The 17,499-nt window shown below is 50.6% G+C and carries 11 protein-coding genes; 2 read left to right on the plus strand and 9 right to left on the minus strand.

What is annotated here, in order from left to right; translation table 11 throughout:
* Positions 1-184: 184 nt before the first annotated feature.
* The 6 genes from Q8O92_08580 to Q8O92_08605 form a co-directional block, all read right to left on the minus strand.
* A complete protein-coding gene (locus Q8O92_08580; GenBank protein ID MDP2983370.1) occupies positions 185-892 on the minus strand; it encodes a hypothetical protein in 708 nt (235 codons plus the stop codon).
* Between the two features lie 66 nt (positions 893-958).
* Positions 959-2,143 (minus strand): putative DNA binding domain-containing protein, encoded by a 1,185-nt coding sequence (locus Q8O92_08585; protein MDP2983371.1) that lies wholly within the window; start codon positions 2,141-2,143, stop codon positions 959-961.
* Positions 2,144-2,237: 94 nt separating this feature from the next.
* Positions 2,238-3,413: an SIR2 family protein gene (locus Q8O92_08590; protein MDP2983372.1), complete on the minus strand. Its 1,176-nt coding sequence runs from the start codon at positions 3,411-3,413 to the stop codon at positions 2,238-2,240.
* A 279-nt stretch (positions 3,414-3,692) separates the two neighbouring features.
* Positions 3,693-4,412, minus strand: a complete 720-nt coding sequence (locus tag Q8O92_08595) for an HNH endonuclease (protein MDP2983373.1) — start codon at positions 4,410-4,412, stop codon at positions 3,693-3,695.
* A complete protein-coding gene (locus tag Q8O92_08600) occupies positions 4,409-5,323 on the minus strand; it encodes a DNA adenine methylase (protein MDP2983374.1) in 915 nt (304 codons plus the stop codon). The genes Q8O92_08595 and Q8O92_08600 overlap by 4 nt, the downstream gene beginning before the upstream one ends.
* 187 nt (positions 5,324-5,510) lie before the next feature.
* On the minus strand, positions 5,511-6,557 hold the full coding sequence (locus Q8O92_08605) for a KpsF/GutQ family sugar-phosphate isomerase (protein MDP2983375.1): 1,047 nt from the start codon (positions 6,555-6,557) through the stop codon (positions 5,511-5,513).
* A gap of 337 nt (positions 6,558-6,894) precedes the next feature.
* Between Q8O92_08605 and Q8O92_08610 the strand changes: the two genes are divergently transcribed.
* Positions 6,895-8,571, plus strand: a complete 1,677-nt coding sequence (locus Q8O92_08610; GenBank protein MDP2983376.1) for an SUMF1/EgtB/PvdO family nonheme iron enzyme — start codon at positions 6,895-6,897, stop codon at positions 8,569-8,571.
* A gap of 30 nt (positions 8,572-8,601) precedes the next feature.
* Here Q8O92_08610 and Q8O92_08615 read toward each other — a convergent pair whose 3' ends face one another.
* The 3 genes from Q8O92_08615 to Q8O92_08625 all read right to left on the minus strand — a co-directional run bounded on the left by Q8O92_08615 (position 8,602) and on the right by Q8O92_08625 (position 16,878).
* The gene (locus Q8O92_08615) at positions 8,602-10,290 is read right to left on the minus strand and encodes a right-handed parallel beta-helix repeat-containing protein (protein ID MDP2983377.1); all 1,689 of its coding nucleotides are present in this window, start codon (positions 10,288-10,290) and stop codon (positions 8,602-8,604) included.
* A gap of 239 nt (positions 10,291-10,529) precedes the next feature.
* The gene (locus tag Q8O92_08620; protein ID MDP2983378.1) at positions 10,530-13,967 is read right to left on the minus strand and encodes a UvrD-helicase domain-containing protein; all 3,438 of its coding nucleotides are present in this window, start codon (positions 13,965-13,967) and stop codon (positions 10,530-10,532) included.
* The gene (locus tag Q8O92_08625; protein MDP2983379.1) at positions 13,954-16,878 is read right to left on the minus strand and encodes a PD-(D/E)XK nuclease family protein; all 2,925 of its coding nucleotides are present in this window, start codon (positions 16,876-16,878) and stop codon (positions 13,954-13,956) included. The genes Q8O92_08620 and Q8O92_08625 overlap by 14 nt, the downstream gene beginning before the upstream one ends.
* Before the next feature lie 321 nt (positions 16,879-17,199).
* Here Q8O92_08625 and Q8O92_08630 point away from each other — a divergent pair, with 321 nt between their 5' ends.
* Complete coding sequence (locus tag Q8O92_08630; protein MDP2983380.1) at positions 17,200-17,340, plus strand: hypothetical protein; 141 nt, start codon at positions 17,200-17,202, stop codon at positions 17,338-17,340.
* The last annotated feature ends 159 nt before the right edge of the window (positions 17,341-17,499 follow it).

A 17,499-nucleotide genomic window follows, 5' to 3' on the forward strand; every position in this document is an offset into this window, starting at 1 on the left:
TAAATATAATAACACGTAAGTGCAACATACTCAGTAAAATATCTGTTACATTTTGTTTTTTAGTCATTTAAGTCCCCCGTTGGGGGATTTAGGGGGCTGTAGTTTTGAGGTTTACAGAAAGAAAATTATTTTTATGAATAATCCGGGCTATATCATATGTTGAAATTAAACTTCCGTCTCTCGACTATTTAATCGCAGAATAGAGATCACGTGCGAATTCTTTTGTAACACCTTTGGCAGTATTTCTTGTGAAATTGTTTACGATGTCCCATTTCCCGCTGATAAAACCATTCCAAACGACTCCCATTGTAGCTGTGCGTAAGACAAATACCTGTGCACTCATCGTTGCAAAATTTTGTTCAGCTCCGCCGGGGACAAGCGTCATACCTTTACCAGGGAAATTTTGCTTACCCAACATAGGCATCGCGGAAGCGGTAGCCCCCCTCGTTACTGTCATACCGAAAATCACAATAAGGTAGTCAACCCGGGCAGAAGCAAGTTTTGCTGAAAGTGACTCACGACTCGCAGCCGTCAATGTCGCTATGCCATAAGCATCTTGAGAGAGAGTCAGATCAGTACGAATGCTGTCCAATGAAGAAAAATTTAGCCTCCTGTACTTACCGTTTTGCCAGTCGTACATTTCTTCCTTGCCTGTAAGACAATCAACCAAGAATGACCGAATAAATGCCTCCCCGGACGCGGGATTACCATCGAACGCGGAGATGAAGTCTTGTACCATAGATTTGATATTAATAGAATCCCAGAGTAAGAAAGCGCACCGATTTTTTAGCACTGAATAATCAGAGTACGAGGGATCACGAAAAATGATGGGGCGTTTAGCTGCACAACCTGACACAATACATAAGATAAGAATCGGTATCCACTTCCACATTTGACACCTCATTTTACACGTCCTTGCCGCCGCGCTTCTCGCCGTCTGGTGAATGCAATTGTTTGGTCATTTCGGGAAGTGTTCCTGTATATAATGTAATGCATCGCGCGGAGGTAATTCAGTTGATGAAGGCCCAGAGCGCACGTAAAAGGCTTCAGGCGTGTTCTTGTCCGGTTTGAGCCAGACGTCCTCTTTGCTCTGCTTACAAACGACCCAACAGATTCTCTTGTCATCAATAGTCACTAAATCATAGTCAATATACTGAAAAACACTGGGGATTATTTTGTCGGTGATTAGATTCCGTATGTGGAGGAGAAACTTGTCTTCATTTGCAAAATGATCTTGCTCGATCCCAAGGATAGTATGGTCGTCAGCGACACCTATCAAAAGCTCTCCGCCCTGTGTGTTACAAAAAGCCACAATTGTCTTGAGTGTCGCAAGTTCTATATTGTTATCGTTCCGATTGGCCTTCAGATTCCAACGTAGTGAAGACTTAAACTCAAATTTTGATGTTTCGCCGTGAACAATTCGACTCTTTAAATTATTGGTCGAGATTTGAGACTTGATTTTACGAATTCGGTCTTCGTAATAGGTTGTGACTTGGGTCAACTGGCTTTTCAAACGTTCGTTTTCTCCCTCTTTTCCGCGCGAGGCATTAAGTTGCACCCGTAGTTCGGCAATTTGTGCGTCTTTGCTTTGTAATTCATCACGGAGAACAATTAGATCATCTGTCGTGGAGGACCCGATATGATCATCACCGAGTCGTTGAAGCTCGGAGAGTGGCAACAATGGAATTTGAATATTCGATAAGGCACTAAGTGATAACCTTGGGATTAATGCCCCGCTTGTGGCTTTTTCCGCGTCTTGCAGAAAATGTTCCTGGCCTTTCAGAGTTCGGAGGTAAGATACGATGTAGTCGTTATTTTCAGGCGTTCTGATGATAGCACAACTGTTGTTCACTACAGCCATAGGATCTGTATCACGATATATGTAAAGCTTTCGCCTGTTGAACAGTGTTGAGACAATGATGTCGCCGGGTTGAGCTATGGCTCGACGAAAACTGTCCTTTTGTGTGTCATCGACGTATGAATCCTTGTTAGTCTTCTCTAAACGACTGTCATTGATATTGCGCCCACCAATCAGTAAATATTTGCCCTGCTGTTTTCGTTCTTCTGGCAGGGGAGAATAGCCGGGAAATATAACTGCAAGTTCATTAATTGTTGCGATTCGTGTCTTTGGTGTCCCATTCATGGTTTCATCCTTTTCTTAGACCCAACGCCCCGGTTGAGCGGCCGGTTTTCCCGTAGCGAAGCGGCGGGGAAACCGGTCCGCCTCGAACCTGTTGTTAGATGGCGATTTCCAGCACACGGTGAAGTGCCTTTGTTTTCAACGCCCATTCTAATGTGTGGCGGCCGATATCTCGATAGCTGGCTCCGAATAGTGCGGAGTAGTTCTCATGGACTTGCGAGTTGGGATCGACAACAAAAACGTTGGGCCTATTTGTCCGCGTTCCGGTGGCGAGTGCAGCATGGATCAGCGCACGCATAAAACCATCGGTCGGCGGCATGCTGTAACCGATAAACAGAATCGTATTTGCCGTGCTGAGCTCATTGAATGCATATTTCCAAACATTTGCCAACCAGTGTTTTCTCGCTACCTTTGCGTAGGTTGGAGGAACAATAGCAGGCGTCAGTGATTGACCATAGTCGTTACGAATTTTCCAAATCGCGTCAACAGCAAATATAGCTGGTTTATTCAGAAAATTGTAGGACAGGCCGATAGGTTTATCGTCTCCAAGATCGATGGAAACAAATAATTTATGGTCGCCACTTTTAGACACGTCTTCGAAATAATTGACACTCCCGTGGAGCTTGCATAACACGAATTGTACGTCGGGGTCATCCTGATTTACCCGCAAATAGGGCGTTGATCCGTGACCGGCATTGATGATGTTAACACCGTCGGAAAGTCCCTTGAACGGGTATGCACATAGTGCCCCGTTCTTCCAGGACATGTACTCGAAGATCAGATCGTAATTCGTCGAAATAACGGTTGTCCGTTTCCAAATACACGACTCGCTAAGAAGGCCGAAAAAGTCTGTGTAGGTCTGTTCCCGTGTTTTCCGGTCAGGATTCAAAAGTGGGCATTGCTGGTAGATTTTCCAAAGCCACAGCTGGATCTTTTCGATCAATTGATCCAGCGCGTAATCCGTGTCTTGTAGGCGGATTGTCGAGAGTCCAGCTTCGTTCATTGCTTCGGCGATACAGAAAACCGTTTCGAGATTCTCCGCATCTTCCGACGTTACTGTCGGGGAACGGCGACATATTTTCTGGAAAGCATAGAAGACGTCGGCCGCTTCGACGAGCACCTGCGCAGCGTGCTTTTCGTTTTTCGATGCATGCTTCGAGAGGGTGCGGTAATCCTCTCGTGATTGAGGACCGAAAGCTGACATGACTGGGAGGCCAGCGTCAAAAGCAAAGCCAGCACCGAGAAAAATTACTACATCACGTTTAGGTATCATGGTCATTGTTCTCGGAAGGGAAGTTTACCCATCTAACAAGTAATTCTGTAGCCGTCTTTATAACACCCAATTTAAAAATTATTTCTATTGAATCGCAAAAATAAATAATAAACTATTATACAAAAAAGCTAAATGTATAGCACCCTCATATCCTCACATAAGAGGCCATGCGAGCCGGGAATTATCGACTTGTTCGTTTTCATATTTGCACATTAAACGTTAAGAATCGGCGGCGCAGTCTCACCGTGTCCGCTGGATTTGCTTGTGGGGCCATTTCTTTCATAGATTCCGCTCTATAATCTTCTTCACGTAGGCAGGCATCTCTTGCTGAAGTTCTTCCGTCTTCTTTTTCAACCGATCATAGACTGCAACTTCAGCATCTGTCCAGATGATGTCAAGCCGGCGCTCTTGGCGCATGGCAATGTGAGTGTAATCCTCAGGATAAGCCCAGTAACATGACCGACATATATTGGCATCTTTCTGTTCAAGCCAATTTGCGCAGTGCTCGCAAGACCACGATTTGGCGCGGTTTGCTGAGTTGCAGAGCAACATAAAGTCTTCTGTATCCTGCTTTCCTGCGATATCCCCCGCAACCTCAAATGGGATACGATGGTCAATCTGTAACTCTCGTTCACCGAATGGTTCAAGGTAAATGGCGCACCGCGGACCATACTTTTCGATCAGAAATCGTTTCAGATCCTTCGTGAACGCCGTGCGGCCAATGAATTTTCCAAATCGGGATTTATTAGGATCTCCAAAACGGTATGCGGCAATCTTGCGTCCGTCCGAGCCTTCAACTCTGAACATCTCAATTGGGATACCGTTTTCTTTGACGTCACGCACGGCTCTCGGGGGATGATTGTAGCCATATTTGTCTTTCAACTCTTGCGTGGTTATGAAACCATGCTTGAGAATGTGGTCTATTACTGTCCGAGGACGCTTGGCTTTGACTTTTTTGCATAGCTTTATGAATTCTTTTGGAAGCTTTGGTTTCGTCATGATCTCGTCTCAAAAAGGCACATTTGTTCGCTTCGCGGTAAGCGGTAGACAGTTTTCAATTTAATGAGTTCATCGGCTAATGCTGGGGAAATGTAAAGCGACTCAATAGTAGCGTCGTCCCTGCCCAATAGAGTTGCCTGCGTTGATCGGCCAGCTTGAAGCTCCGTGAGTGTAAGGTTTAAATGTTCGGGGAGGCGAATGCCATGAACTTTATCTCCGGTGCGTCCATCGTAACTAACAAGGTATCTGATATGCCTGGTGTTGAGGTGTTCAAGAACTTCGACAAACTCACAAAACTGTACGCTGGTAAGGTAGCGTGTATCTTTATTCCCACAAACCCCCTGATATGGCGGATCCATATAAATAAGATCGCTCTCGGTCGCTTGCGTTAGAACATCCCTGTAGTTCTTGGATGAAAATGCCGTCTTCCCTTTTAGAAGAGATGATGCTCCAAGAATATGTTCTCGCATGGTGACGGGCATTGTTCCCTTTCGGCGGTTATCGGGACTCTGGTTGAATTCTCCATTAGCATTATATCGGACTGAGGCTTTGACACACCGTGCAAGTAAGTAGAGAAAGTAATCAGGTCTGCCTGTTAAGTTGAACTTGTCCCGAACCTTTTTGTAATACACCTTTGGATCGTCGAGTTGTTCATGCCAAAGGTCTTCATATTCCTTGGCCAGCTTGTCCGGTGTGGTGACAATGGCGCGCCAAAGATCGATCAATGGTTTATTCAAATCGTTTATCTGAAAAGCCTTTGCGCTCTTGTACGTGGCTGCGGCCAGCGATATCGCTGCCGATCCGGCAAATGGCTCATACAGAGTAGACACACTCGCCGGGAAGCACCGCAAAATATCGTCCGCCAAGTTTCGTTTGCTCCCCTGATAAGGGATTGGATGAGGAATATTCATGCCCATAGCCTTTAAATTCTCTTCATTGAGTTTTAATAAGTATTATTTTTTTTCTCTATGACACCCATGACTGTATAATACCGTGTCTGCTGTAGTTGCAAAGTCAATATATGTGTATCAAAATACCTTAAATCATCTCACTGTCAAGTGTTTTTCATTCCAGATGCACAACTCGCACCCTTATCTTTTACACCACTCCCGCGAGTGAAAGATCTATCCACCGGATCAGCCCGATCGGAACGCGGTCTGAATGGGTCACCACCAGTGTGGTCACGATGTGTTTCTCCATAAGATTGACCGCCGCGGCCGCAAAGGCGTTCGGGTCGATGGTCAGGGGATCGGAGCGGGGGGACCGGTCACGGCTGGTATGCGCCATGGCCTCCCGTGCATCCACTTCAAGGGGCCGGGGGACACGCTGGAGAAGCCTCCTCAAATCGCCGTCGGTTATAACCCCGGAAAGACGGCCCTGTTCCGTGATAACCGCGATGCCCAGCTTCTTGTCGCTCATTACCTCAATGACCTCGCCCATGGATGCATTGATATCCGCCAGCGGAAGATCGTCGCCGCAGATCATCAGGTCTTTCACCCGGTAGGTGAGTTTATTGCCGATGGTACCTCCCGGATGCAGAACGGCGAAATCATCGGCGGTCAGCCCTTTACGGTTCAGGAGGCTGATGGCGAGCGCATCGCCGAGAGCCAGTGCGGCTGTGGTCGAGGCAGTCGGCACGATATTGAGCGGACAGGCCTCGCGTTCCACCGCGGTATTCAGCACCACATCGGATATTCCGGCCAGATTGGATACCGGATTCCCGGTTATGGCGATGATGGGTATCCCAAGCCGTTTCAGGTGGTTGAGCATACTGTTCAACTCATCTGTGGAGCCGCTCTTGGATATGATGATCGCCGAATCTCCCCGCATGATCATACCGATGTCGCCATGGGCGCCCTCCACCGGATGGATGAAAAAGGCCGGAATCCCTATACTCGCAAGGGTTGAGGCGATTTTTCTGCCGATTATCCCCGACTTGCCGAGACCGGACACAATGACCCGTCCTTTGGTACGGGATAATATTTCTTCCGCACGGTCAAACTCCGGCCCGATACGATCGATCAGACGGATAATGGCTTCTGCTTCCGTTTTCAGCACTTCTATGGCTATTTCCCTGCTCACCTTTTCAGTAACCTCGCTTTTAATGAATTTCAGGTAGTATTTATACCAATATGGGTATGCCATTAAATAAGGTTCGTGATCGTATATATAGATGCCGAAACAAGTTCGGATGCAGCGGACTCTTCGACAGGCTCAGAGTCCGCTGTCCGAGCACTGAGCTTGTCGAAGTGCACGTGTCATCCTGAACTCGTTTCAGGATCTAAATGTGCAATCAATGCGCAATATTTCTAAAAATACTTACCAAATGACATAACCGGATATACTTATTTCTCTTTTGGTTTGTGAAAATATATATATTTTCAGAACATCTTTCAACCTTAATCTCACATAAGAGAATGCTTATGTCGAATCAAGTCTTCCCACGATAAAATATACCCAATTACTGATATGGAGAAATCATATGCGCTCACGGTCTATTATCCCTTTATCTTCAATTGCGGCAGCAGCAATAATATATCTCACTTTTACCCGGATGATTTGTCCTGCAAATTTCGACAGGGAACCGGGCTTTGTTTATCCTGTCATTACCAGTCCTTATGCTCCGAAATCGTTTAAACCTCAGTCCTATATCGTTTACAAAACTATAGATGATATCACAATAGATGGCGCACTGGACGAATCGAGCTGGAAAAAAGCCAGGTGGACCGACAGTTTCGGCCATATTTTCATGGAAGGTTACAAAAAACCGTTCCTGGCGACCCATGCCAAAATGCTCTGGGATGAGAAGCAGTTTTTTGCCGCAGTAAAGCTCGAAGAACCGAACCTGTTGGGTCATGTTGTCGATAAAGACTCGGAGATATACTTTGACAACGACTTAGAACTTTTCATCGATGTCGATAATGACAGCCAGAATTATATAGAGCTTGAGTTCAACTGTCTGGGCACTGTCTGGGATATGCTGCTGCCAAAGGAATATGGCAGGGGAGGAATACCGTTCAGTCATCCGAAGATTGAAGGCAGCCGCCCATGGGATTTGGAAGGTTTACGTGCCGCGGTGAGAATGGAGGGGAGCATCAATTATCCTCTTGATAAAGACAATGAATGGATTATTGAGATTTCGATTCCCTGGGAGTCGCTCAGAAAAACCGGCAGGGATGGCTCAGTGTTGAATCAACCCGGGAGTAATTTCAGGTTGAATTTCAGTCGTGTCGAACATCCCTGGCCGAGGACGTGGCCGGTCATGGACTGGGAAAACAGGGGCGGGCCTTGCTGGGACTGGACGTGGTCGCCGAACCTCGTCTACAATATGCACAGCTGCGAATCGTGGGGGAAGGTTATTCTTTCAGGCCGTTCTGTACTCCAAGCGGCTGACAGCGACTACAAGAAAACGTTCCCTTTCACCAAACCGCCTAATTCACAAAGAAAACCGGATTTGGGAGAGATGGTAAAAATTCAGGGAGGAACCTTTACCATCGGCCCTGACGAGACCGACCCGGAGGATTCACCTCCAGGCACAGTGACCGTAAAAAGTTTCTTTATCGACCGGTACGAAGTGACCATTTCTGAGTTTGTCCGGTTCCTGAATGAATCCGGTGGAAAACAGTACTATGAAGAAGATATGGCGAATCCCGACTTTTGCGGTGTTGTAAAAACAAAAGACGGCGCCTTTTCCGCCGTTCCCGGCAAGGAATATTACCCCATCGTAATGCTGAAACTTGAGGCTGCACAAGCCTATGCATCCTGGGCGGGTAAGCGTCTTCCTAAAGAGTTCGAATGGGAAATCGCCGCCAGGGGAATTACGGGAAGGAAGTACCCCTGGGGAAACGAGCCTCCTGACGCCGGTCGTTCAAACTACGACAGCATGGTCGGTCATTCATCACCGGTAGGCAGCTACGAGCGTGGGAAGACTCCCGATGGGATTTATGATATGGCAGGGAATGTCTGGGAGATTGTCGAAGGTTCATGGGCAGCTTATCAATGGAAGGGCGATTCAAACAAGCTAAGAACCACCGATCAACTTATTCGCGGCGGCTCATGGATTTCACCTCCGGCGAATATTACCGTAACATATCGAAACGTCATGAAAGGAGCATTTGCTCCGATGTATGGTTTTCGATGCGCAAAGGATGCTGATTGAATGATAATGCTGCGGCGGTTAGACAATTCCTCACCGCTGCTCCCAGGGGGCGTATTGACCGGATACGCCGGCGTGACGGCCGAACCTGAGAGGTGGATTCCCGCGCTCGAACGCACCCAGGTCTGGTTTGCTTCCCTTAAAATCATCGTTGAAGTTTGGGATGGTTATTCCCGCGTCGACAGCGGGATTGGGTACAGTTACCACCTTGTCGGTGACTGACAGTTTCTTGCCGTCATGCACGGTCGTTGTAAGCCCCCACTCAATTTTCGAGGTGGTCGGCGCGAGGTAGAATTCGATTCCGTTCGCGGGGATAAAGGACGGCTTCCCGTGAATCCCGTGGCTCTCGTAACCGGGAACGAGCGGTATGCCGTTGAACAGGTCGTAGTCGAGATCGCTGGGAATCGCCGGCTCACGGGTGCCTGTGAGGGTTCCCGGACAGTCGAAGATGTTGTTCCTCGATACTACGTTTGTACAGGGGTGGCTGCTGAACACACTGAAAGCGCCCCGAGGCTGCAAGGCTGTGTTGTGGAAAATATACCGCCTTCCGCCGATGTAGGGGTCGCGCTCGCCGAGCTTGATCATGCTGCCGCCGAGGGGGTCGAGATGCGTCCGGCGGCTGACGCCGAAAATATTCCTGAAGATGTACAGCGGGCCTTTGGAGGTGACCGCTGTGGCGACATGCTGGTACGTATGGTGGAGGTAATTTCCCCAGATGCGGACGTTCATGTTGGCGCCCTCGCTCTCAATAGCATCGTCCCAGGTATTCGAGATGATATTGCCATAAATGTCTGAATCCCGGCAGGGGCTGCCCTCGAAGCTGTAATTGTCGCCGCCGCCGAACCCGTCGTTGAAACCGTGATCTTCTGTCGATCGTATCTCGTTGTACCGGATGATATTCCCACCTTTGGAATTTATGAGAGTGATCGCCTGCGGGCCGTTGGGATGGCCGGCGTCCCAGTCGTTCGATGCTCCACGGGGATTCTCCATCAGATTGTTCTGGATAACGAGCCCGTAAGTCCCCGATTCCGCGAACACAGCGCTGTCGGAGCCTCCGAGGTTGCCGAAGGAGCGCGGGCCTCCGCCCCTTCCCCAGAAAGTGAACCAGCAGTCCTCGATGACCACATCATGGACACCTTCCTTAATCAGAATGGCGTGAATGCCCGCGTTTTTCAGAACCAGCCCCCTGATGATTACATACGACGATTCTACGATGATATTGTAATCGGCGAAATTCTCGGGGTCGAGGACAGTCTTGGCCCCATCAGCGGGGGTAACCAGATGCCATGCGTTGGGAGCGCCCGCTTCGGAGATTCGGAGGGTCTTGTCGGTCGTCCCATCCGGGAGAAACGTCGTTTTACCTACCGGGAAACGGTCGCTGCGGGTCCGTGCTTTCATGGCGACCTTTTTCCCGCCGCAATTGAGAATGAGTTCGTAAGAGGTGTCGGGAGTGAGACCGACGATGCTTCCGCGGAATTCATGATCCCGGATATCGAACCAGAGGGGGAATCCTTGTTTCCAATCCTTCGTTCCTTGAGCGCGGAAGCTCATCGCGCACTCGCCGGGGGAATCGGTATCGACCTTGTAGTAAATGCCCAGACATTCAAAGGTTGGCGCAGCATAGGGATTTTCGCCCGCCGGTATAACGAATCCCTCTGCAAAAGCAGAGAATCCCGTTATGGCGGCCAGAAGAATAGAGACTGAGGTTGATTGCAGTTTCATTGTGATTTCTCCGTAAATGAAGTTTCCTAACCCTAAATGAATTACCCTGCAGCAAGCTGCGATGTATCCAAAGATGATCCCCCTGTCACCTTTGGTGACATCCCCCTTACTAAGGGGGAAAAAAGAGAAAAACCATTCTACCGCCGATGGTATCGGTTGCCCCCCTTAATAAGGGGGGATGTCCGAAGGACAGGGGGGATCCTACCACGACGCAAGCATCGGTGAATTCCTGGATTATATCATCTGAAGCATATCCGGCAGAGCGAATAACTGGAGCAGAATGTGCAGCGCTCCGTGCGGTTCGGGCTGAAATCACCGGCATCGAGCGAGGCTATCGTTTTCGTAAGGAGTTGTGAAATTCCGGCGATGCTTTCCTCGAAGCATGGAATATCGCGGGTGAGTCCCGGAGTGAGAAAATGGAGAATCAGCCTGGAGGGAAGAATATCTTCCGCATACCACACCGCCAAAGCATAAATCTCCATCTGTACCTGATAACGATGTACAAGGTCCTCCACATCCTCCGGCAGGGCCGCATCGGTTTTGAAATCGATGATCATCACGCGGTCACCGGTTCGAACTTTCAGGTCCATTGTCCCCCGCACCAAAACGTCATCATGCACAAACGCGAACGGCTCTTCCTTCCTCAGCTCTTCCGCCCCCGCAATCACCCGGCAAAGATCGCTCCCGATGAACCTGCCGAGATGATCTTTAAGACTATTTCGGAGCTCCGGCGTCAATTCTCTTTCTGCAAGCTCATCCACGATTGCCGGAAGAAGGTTTCCGGTACGGTAATCCCAACGTTCGAGTGCACGGTGCGCCAGAATGCCATACTCGAATCCCAGGCTTTCCCCATGCTCCCTATGCAGAAAAGGGTCCAGGCCGTATATGTGCTTGAAGAGATAGAGAGCAGGACATTTCAGGTAATCCATTACCTGGGTGGGACTGAGTGTGTCCGGCTTCCCCTTATACCGCAGGGGCAGAACGGGGGAAAACAACAAATCTGCCGGAAGATTCGGAGTGGGAACATCTTTTCCGGCATCGAGAATGGATTGCCATGTATCTGATCTGCGGTCCGGCTTTTTTTCCTTATGATCCGTGATTACACGGCAGGTAAACAGATCCCCCGGGCTGTCGGGGCCGGGTTCCCCTTCCGGCGAGAGCGAAAGCGCGCTTTCGAGCCAGCCCAACCAATTGTCCTTCTCATACCAGGGGTCCCCATTTTTAGAGGGCTTTTTCCCGGTAATAAACAGGTAATCCTCCGCTCTCGTGCAGGCGACATAGAACAGCCGCTTGCTTTCCGCCAGCTCCTTGCGTTTTTCCAGCTCAGACGCCACAGCGCTGGTCATCATTCTGACCGTTTTACCGGAAAGCGTCCGATAACTGAAACCGGGACCGAGCTCGTCATGGAAAACAAACGGATGCGGATTATTCCGAGTCCTGGAGGCGCTGTCGGCAAGGAAGACAACCTTGTATTCCATTCCCTTGGCTTTGTGAATAGTAATGATGCTGAGCGCATCCCCGCGGACTTCCAAAGTTTCAACAGAATCTGTTCTCATCTCCCCGCTCTTGAGAAGGCTGGCGAATTCGCGTAACTTGCCGCCCTTCGCCTCGAAATTATCCGCTGTCCGAAGGATGAGATCGAGAATGGCCAGCGACATCTCCCCACGGAGCGGGTCCGCCAGAAGGGTGAGTGTGTATCCGGTTTCACCGAACGCCATTTCGAGCAGTTCACGGATTGTTTTACGGTCACGGAACGCGAGAAGATTTCCGAGGATTTCCCGGATACGGGAAATGTCTTTACCTTGGGACCATTCTTCCCGAGAAATATCTTCAGTGAGAAACGCATCCGCCAGAGAACCGCTTTTCCCGGCCAGCAGCCGCAGGCCATAGAGAACATCGGCATCCAATCCGCATAAAGGGGACAGGAGCACGGCGGTGAAGAGAACCTGGTCTTCGGGATGAGAGAGCCAGCCCAGCAGGTTGGCGATATCGCATGCTTCGGGACTGGCGAGCGGATTTCCCCCGGCCAGATTTACAAAAGGGATGCCCCGGCGCAGGAAAGCCTCCTCATATCTTCCGGTCTGAGTCCCTTTACGGAGGAGAAGTGCCATCTGCCCGCAGGAATAACCGTATGTTTCCCGCAATTCCTCAGCTTTTGCGGCAATAAAATCACCTTCCAGGGAGCGGCAGGCATCCGCATTCCCCGCATCGAACACCACAATCTCTACAGGAGAGCAATGGTCATTCCCCTTCCGGTACGATTTCATATCCGAATAAACGGCATCGAAAGGGTTTTCCGGGTCATCCCGGCCCATTATCCGGCCGAAAGTATGATTGATGAAGCCGATAATCACCGGAGTACTCCGGTAATTGACCTTGAGAGGTTTGAAGTCCACGCTCGGACGGGCGGTGAATGCATTAAAAACAGCCACATCCGCCCCGCGGAACCGGTATATGGATTGTTTCGGATCCCCGACGGTAAACAGTTTCGCCGAAGAATTCCCGGCAATCATCCGTAGAATGTCAAGCTGAAGGCTGTCGGTATCCTGGAACTCATCCACGAGAATATGTTTGAACGAACCGGACACTTTCCGGCAGACATCTGCATGACGGCGGAGCAGACGCCAGGTTTCGATCAGGGTATCGTCATGGTCAAGGTACGACTGCGATTTTTTCAACCGGAGGAAATGCTCATCGAGTTTCACATATTCCTCGATCAGGCAGGAAACCACCAGGGGTGTGATGTCCTTTTCCTGGCGGTAGTAGGAGCTGACAAGGTCGAGAAATTCCAGATACTCCCTTATCCCGCCTTTCACCTGTTCGGCGCTGATGCCCTGATCCGTCCAGGCATCCTTTATTTTTTTGTTCAGACGGGGCAGCTTTGGCGGTATCAGTGCAATCACTTCCCGAAGGAATGCCTCATCCACGCGGTCATTTTCAACCATTTCCCTGATCTGTACTGAGCCTTCAAGTATATCGGGAAGCATACTAGAGAGGCTGTCTTCACCTGGGCGGATGGCATGAAAATCCCGTAATCTCGTTTCGAAACTCTCCAGATTTTTCAGTATAAACTGCCGGTATTGGGACCGTAGTATTTCAGGAGAGGGAACTCCATGCACGTCCAGCCATTTTACCACCTCCACCCGCCGGGAAAGGAGCTGGGTGAGAATTCGCCTCAATCCCTGGAAACCGAGCGCCCGAACGAGAATACCAATACGCTCGGGATCCTCATCGAGACGGGATTTGAGAAATCCGGACAAAGCCTCCGCCTGAAACCGCGAGGAAAAGGTATCATCCAGGATTTCAAACTGCGGATCGACTCCGGCCTGCACGGGATAAGCCCGCAGGATATTATTACAGAAAGCATGGATGGTCGAAATGGGGGCGGAATAGATTTTTTCCGCCGTTTCATGCCACAGTGCGGCGGTATCAGGATACTGTTCAGCCAGTTCCAAAGCTTTCTGAGCGATACGGGCTTTCATCTGGTCGGCGGCCTTGTTGGTGAATGTAATGGCGGCTATTTCTGAAAGAGAAATCTGTTCGCTGTTCACCAGGTAAAGGTATCTTCCCACCAGGACCCTTGTTTTTCCGGAACCTGCGCCTGAGCAGACTGCCACCTCGTCCGCCTGTGACGTCGCGGCAAGTTTCTGTTCGCTGTCCAGGTCACGAATCGGCATATTCACTCTCCTCCCCGGAGATTTCCCTTCCTCCCCTGCATAGCAGGCGAAAATCACACCAGCGGGAATCTCTGCACTCGCCGGGAGGATACTCCCCCCTCCGTATTCTACCAACCGATGTGTGTGCGCTCTCACAGGCCATCCGGATATATTCCGCCCAATCATCGCCTGTAACGGGCTTCCTTTCGGCTTTATAGCAGACATGGGCCATCTCGCGCAGGTTATAGAATACACCATCATGGATGCTGCTGCCCGGAACGATCTGCTCAGTCGCCGCTTTCAAATAAAGAGGCGCCTGGAGGGCCTTACCGGAAACCAAATCTGAAAGCGATGCTTTGCAGTCTCCGGTCTTGTAATCTATGATACGGATACGGGGAGGCGTTTCGTTCGCATCGATGTCGATACGATCGATGCGGCCTGAAACCAGGACCAGGTCGCTTCCTTTTTCAAGACGAAGCGGAGGATATGGAGTTGCACAGGAGAAACTTTCAAGCCCGAAACCGGTCTCAAGAAAGAAGGGCCGAAAAGGTGCGGAGGAAAAGTATTCGGCCTCGTTTTCGAGAAAATATTCCATCCAGGCAAGAAGGAATTTTTTCTCGGCCAGCATCACCACCGGATGGAGTCCTGCAAAGGCATCGGCCTTTTCCGCGAACACCTGCCCGCTGATTTCCCTTATCAGGCTCTTCATGTCGTTGAGTTCATCCCGGCTGAAACCCGCCCGGCCCAGAGAGATGCACCGCCGGTAAAACCGGGCCAGGATTTCATGGATGAGGATGCCCCGGTCAGACGCTTCCACCTCGCCGATAGTTTCCCTATCCACCCGAAGCCGGAGAATACGGGCGAGGAAGAACCTGACCGGGCAGGAGGCATATTCTTCCAGTTCGGAAACGGAATACACCCGCCCGCCTCCCCACTCCCGGCTGACCGATTCGAGAAGAGCCGGGCTCTCAAGGATAAGTTCAGGTTCTTTTTGCATCCTGCTCCAGACGGCTAAAGACAGCTCCAGGCGGGCTGCGGCGGACTGGTCCCTCCTGCGCTGACCGGCGAGAATGACGGGGGCAAGTTCCGGATTCGCTTTCATCGCACGAATGATCTGCTCATCCCTGCCGCGGCGGTCGCAATACCCTCCCTCCCAGGCAGCGCCGGGGACTCCGCGATGAAAAGCATTCAGGCACCATGAAGCCGTATTCCCGCGAATCTCCCTTAGATAGGGTGAAACGGCCGGATCCCCGCCCTCATTGTCGATGCCGGGGAATGTCAGAAATAATTGTTCCGCGCCGTGCATGGACAGGTAAAAGAGGAGACTGTCCTCAGATTCGGCGTGCTTAAGCATCTCACGGGCGTATACCGGATCATGGAGAGAGAAACCGCCTTGTCTTCCGGCGAAAGGCCTGTTATCCAGACCAGTGAGAAACACGATCCTGCGGGTGGCATAACGGGCATGGTTCACGTCGGCCAAAAGCACCCCTTTTCCTGCGCAGGGCTGTTCGATAATGAAGGCATCCCGGAGAAACAAAACGAGAAGGCGATGCAATTCAGTAACTTTCACCATTTTACGAAGGGGGGAATAGAACCGGGCGAATGCATCGAGAAGCTCCTTTAGGCGCTCGAATGCCGCGGCTTCCGAAAGCGCGCACTCAGGGTCTCCGCCGCCGTCCAGATTATTCCGGATGTTGAGCCATTCGATCATTCTCTTCACACTGGATATGAAGCCTTCGGGAGAATCAATATCGGCAAGCATGCAGCTCCAGCCGCGGTCATCCGTCTCCGGGCCGGCGGGTGTTCCGGTTTTCCGTGTCCGGTCGCCGGTGTATTGCGAGGAGAGAACTCCCGCCGCCAGCTCATCGTCATCCGGGTGAATGGAGGACTGGATCGCATCGAGAACGACCCTAACCACGGGATGAGTGGAAAGCGGACGCCGAACTCCTCCTTCCACTTGAATCCCATTCTTCCGCAGGGCGATGTCCAGGGGAGTTCCATAGCCCGGCCTTGACCGTGCGACAATCATGATGTCATGATGTTCCCAGATACCCCGGGCGATCTTATCCCGTATGAAGCCCGCGATCCACCCGGCTTCGGCTTCTTCGCTGCGAAAGGTATGAATCTGCACATCGCCGGGAGTTACGGTCCCTGTCCAGGTTCCGCCGCGGAAACCCCGCACGACCACACCTGTACCGCCTTCTTTTTTGGAATCTACCCGGACAACCCTCCCTCCCAGCTCTTCCAGACGGGAACGGAGTTTACCGGGCAGGTCAAAAAGTTGAGGCCGCGAAGGATCATCCGGAATACTCACCGCGCTCCGGCTGAAACCGGCCATGAGCCGGGAGATGAACTGAAACTGCCTCTCGGTAAGGTCATAGAAACCGTGGGCGATGAGCGGCCCACCGAACCCCTGTGAGAACCGCTCCGCCCGGTCGTCCGAAAGCGCCATCATCACTACGCCTTCATGGTCGGCGGCCCGGAGCCGTTTCAGGTGCACATCGTACGCGGCGGCGACAGCCTCTATTTCACGGGCGCGGATGAAGGTTTTATCCGTGCTGCGGATATCTGCAAGATACAAAAGAATGGTATTGATAAAACCGGGATACCCGGCAATTGTGGAATAATAGGAGCTCCGGCCGATACGGCTCGCTGCAAGCTCTCCGGCCAGGGCTCGTTTTACCGGGGGATCTATCATTTCGGCAGCGACACCGGCTTGAGACAGGATGGCCAGAGCAAGTCCCTCCATCGTATAGACCCGGTGGCCGGTGAATCCGTTTCCGGATAGCACGGCCAGTTTCCTCTCCAGTGCGGCAACCGAGCCGCTGTCGGGAACCACGGCGCAGACCGGCCCCAGACGGAGGGGGGTCCGTTTCAAAAGGGCGTCGAGATTGGCTTCCGGGTCGGGTCCGGCAAAGATGGTAAGATTCATGGTATTCCCAGGTTCAGGTAAACGGGAAATAATCGTTTATTTCTTGAAATATACGGGAAAAAGGGCTGAGGTGAAACAGGAAAGCGGGGCTTTCACCGGACTTCCTATGCAAAATTGTCTGACGGATGGTCAGGATGGAAGGATGACCGGGAAAAAGATTTCCTGGCCATCCCCTATATTTTTACATCAATATTTTGTAACTCTTTATGATGCTTATCTTTCCACGAAAATATATTCTTGAAAATATTCTCTGGTTCAAGTCCTCGTGAAGGACTAATCCCCCCTGTCCTTCGGACATCCCCCCTTGTTAAGGGGGGAATCATGTTAGCAGGCAGCTTTTACCCCCTTAATAAGGGGGTCGCCGCTTTATGCGGCGGGGGGATTTTATCTAAAGAGAAGATAAGTGATATGGCATGCCTATCGCCGAATAAAAAATGGAAGGATGACCGGGAAAAAGATTAGTCCTTGCAAATCAGTAAAATTTCATATTTTTTTAAACTATTTTCTTTTTTCGGGTGTCAAACAGGCATAAAAAAGAAAGACAAGGCGAAGGGTGACAATAACCGGAACCGGGGAAAAACACGATTTATACAGAGCTTCTCATCGAATACCGGAAAATAT

This window comes from Candidatus Latescibacter sp. (genome assembly GCA_030692375.1).
Taxonomy (GTDB): domain Bacteria; phylum Latescibacterota; class Latescibacteria; order Latescibacterales; family Latescibacteraceae; genus JAUYCD01.